At 59.7% G+C, this 2,831-nt stretch carries 2 protein-coding genes, 1 other RNA gene and 1 pseudogene; 2 read left to right on the top strand and 2 right to left on the bottom strand.

All coding sequences use genetic code 11. The features are described from left to right. The first annotated feature begins 47 nt into the window (after nt 1-47). On the top strand, nt 48-404 hold the full coding sequence (locus HMPREF3149_RS09195) for a DUF488 domain-containing protein (protein ID WP_070537609.1): 357 nt from the start codon (nt 48-50) through the stop codon (nt 402-404). A 6-nt stretch (nt 405-410) separates the two neighbouring features. Here HMPREF3149_RS09195 and HMPREF3149_RS09190 read toward each other — a convergent pair whose 3' ends face one another. After that, nucleotides 411-1,682 carry an SLC5/6 family protein gene (locus tag HMPREF3149_RS09190; RefSeq protein ID WP_083280832.1) on the bottom strand — a complete coding sequence of 424 codons (1,272 nt, stop codon included), beginning with the start codon at nt 1,680-1,682 and terminating at the stop codon, nt 411-413. Between the two features lie 210 nt (nt 1,683-1,892). Between HMPREF3149_RS09190 and ssrA the strand changes: the two genes are divergently transcribed. Further along, nucleotides 1,893-2,272, top strand: a transfer-messenger RNA (tmRNA) gene (gene ssrA / locus HMPREF3149_RS09185). Between the two features lie 266 nt (nt 2,273-2,538). On the opposite strand, the pseudogene HMPREF3149_RS09180 reads toward ssrA, so the two are convergent. Continuing rightward, a pseudogene (locus tag HMPREF3149_RS09180) lies at nt 2,539-2,799 on the bottom strand (mercuric reductase); the annotation flags it as partial. Nucleotides 2,800-2,831: the final 32 nt, after the last annotated feature.

Raw genomic sequence — 2,831 nt, 5'->3', positions numbered from 1 at the left:
TCCATGTCCAAAAACCCTATGGACATAACACGTCTAGCCTGGGAACCATGATTTACACGGCTAAGGTTCATGACGTTGTTCACGGTGACGAGGAGCTGCGTGGGGAAGCGGTGCTCGTCGATAAGCTCTGGCCCCGCGGCGTGGCCAAAGAACGCCTGGATTATGATCACTGGTTCAAGCACGTGGCTCCCAGCGCGGAGCTCCGGAAATGGTGGGGCCACGACGCTGACAGTTTTGAGGAGTTCGGTCGGCGTTACCGCGCTGAGCTAGATGAGAACGAGAATGAGGAATTGGAGAAGCTGCGCCAGTTTGCGGCAGACGGCGACCTCACCCTTCTCTTCGCCGCCAAGGACCGAAAGATAAACCACGCCGTCGTGCTGAAGGCGTGGCTTGAGGGAAAGTAGTCGGTCTTAGGCAAAGAGGCCCCAGATGGTTGCGCCCACTGCGATGAGGCCAGTGACAACGACGAAGTAGTTGCTGGCACGGGTGCGGAACTGCTTCAGAGCATCGATGCGGTGGATGGCGTACATCGGCAGCAGGTAGAGAATCGACGCGATGAACGGTCCACCGATGGCCTCAATGAGTCCCAGAATTGAGGGATCAAGGATGGCGACGACCCAAGCGGACACAAAGATGATGCCGTGCATGACAGAATTGAGCTGCTTTTCTGAGAGCTTCTTCGTCGCGCTCGGTGCCACGGTGCGCAGCAGGAAGTTGCCGCCCTCGGTAGCGCCCAGCACGTGTCCGAAGTAGGAGGACACAATGGCCACCATCGCAACGATGGGGGAGAGGAAGGCCAGGACCGGCACGCCGGTGACGTTTGCCAAGTAGGACAGCACCGGCAGGTTCTGCTCGCGAGCCTCCGCTAGGCCGTCCGCGCCCAGCGTCAGCGTGCAGGACCACACGAAGAACATCGTGAACACGGTGAGCAGGATGGCCGTCAGGGCTAGTGCGCGGGAAGCGTTCTCCGAGCTCTTCTCGCGACCGTGTGCGGCGACCATGGCCAGGGAGAACTGGGAAATGGCGGGAGAGTGGTTAAAGGAGAACACCAGCACCGGAATGATGAGGGCCACCGAACCGACGATGCGCCAGTCATTGTTGCCCACCTCCATGAAAGAGGCGATGTCCCACCGCGGGATGAGGTAAATAGACAGCGCGCCGAGGCAGAAAATCAGCGGATAGACCAGGAACTGCGTCACCGCGAGCACGATGCGCTGTCCAAAGGTGAAGACCACGGTCATCACACCGACGAGGAGGAAGGACAGCAATGGACGCGGAATCGTAGGCCCACCCAGCTGGTTGACGATGAAACTGTTGACCGTGTTCGTGATGGACACGCCATAGATCAGCACGATGGGGAAAATTGCGCAGAAATACACCACGGAGATGATGAGGCCTGCGGTTTTGCCGAAATAGTCGGTGACCACGGCCGTGATGTCCTCGCCCTGGCGCGGTGATGCGCAAATCATGCGGGCGAGTCCACGGTGGGAGAAGTAGGTCATCGGGCCAATCAAAATCGTGGCCACGAGCAGAGGCCAGAAGCCGAAGCTGCCGGCATTGATAGGAAGAAACAGAATGCCAGCGCCGACGGCGGTGCCGAAGAGCGAGATAGCCCATTCGGTATTGCTCGTCGGGCGCTTAGTGGATTCCGGGGAGCTGGAGGTCTCGGTACGTGTGCTCACTTTGCAGCCTTTAACAAAGTAGGTGGACTGGACTCGCATACCTTAACAGCGTTGAAATTGACGTTAATCACAAGGGGGTGCTTATGAAAGCTATGCCTCATGTGGCCTGGGTTGGGGCTTGCGGGAATAGGGGTGTGTGCAGTAGCGTTGAACGAACCGTAGGCGCGTGAAAACGTGTTCTGCGCAGCTTTCACAGCAATGTGTTACTGAGGGGTCGACTTGGTTTCGACTTCGTACATTGAGCCAGGGGAAGCGTGCCGGTGCAGGCTAGAGACCACCGTTAAGCGTCGTAGCAACCAATAAACGCAGAGAAGAACTCTCAGCGTGACTACGCCCTCGCTGCCTAATTACAGCGACGCGTGTCTGTCAGCCTAGGTTTCGTTCCTGACCTAGAACCTGGCATCGACTAAGGAACTTGCCTGACCGGTTTGTTGTTCGGCCGGTTGGGGACTTTGAGAGCAACTGGGCCCATCATCCGGAGCGTGTTTGCCCGAGCCGGAGGGCCGAGTAGAGATCCTGTGCAGACTGCGCACGGAGAAGCCCTGGCAAGATGACGAAGGACCCGGGTTCAATTCCCGGCGGCTCCACCGAATGTCAAGAAACCCGCTGGTCAGAACGGCCAGCGGGTTTCTTGTTTGGATGGTTAGCCCTGCCGCTGGCGCTGGCGGTGCTAACGACAGTCGCGATGAGCGGCAGGCCGCAGCAGAGCAGCAACGGAAGCGCGCAGCATGCCAGTAGGAGCAGCCCGGTCCCTGCGGCGACGATGGGACCGGCGCGCCGTTCGTCGCGGTCGTGATCGGCGCTCATCGTCTGGACCTCTTCCGGATGAGATCTCCCCGATTGCATGCGTTGCCGTTCATGCGCAGCACGAGAGCAGTGACGGGTCGGTGGTGAAGGACTTCGCGGCGATCCGGATGCCTTCGGTCATGGTCAGGTAGGGGGCCCAGGCGTCGGCGACTTCGGCGATGGTCTTGCCGAGCACGTGGACGCCTGCGGCGGCGAGTTCCCCGGCGTCCTTGGCGACGGCGGTGAGGCCGAGGATCTCGCTCGTATCGGCGTTCACGACGATCTTGATGAACCCGCGGGTGTCGCGGTTGATCACCGCCCGGGGCACATACTGGCCCTTCCGGTTTTAGAGTGCGTTGATTT

Source organism: Corynebacterium sp. HMSC05E07 (assembly GCF_001807225.1).
Taxonomy (GTDB): domain Bacteria; phylum Actinomycetota; class Actinomycetes; order Mycobacteriales; family Mycobacteriaceae; genus Corynebacterium; species Corynebacterium singulare.
This window is presented reverse-complemented; position numbering and strand designations above follow the sequence as displayed.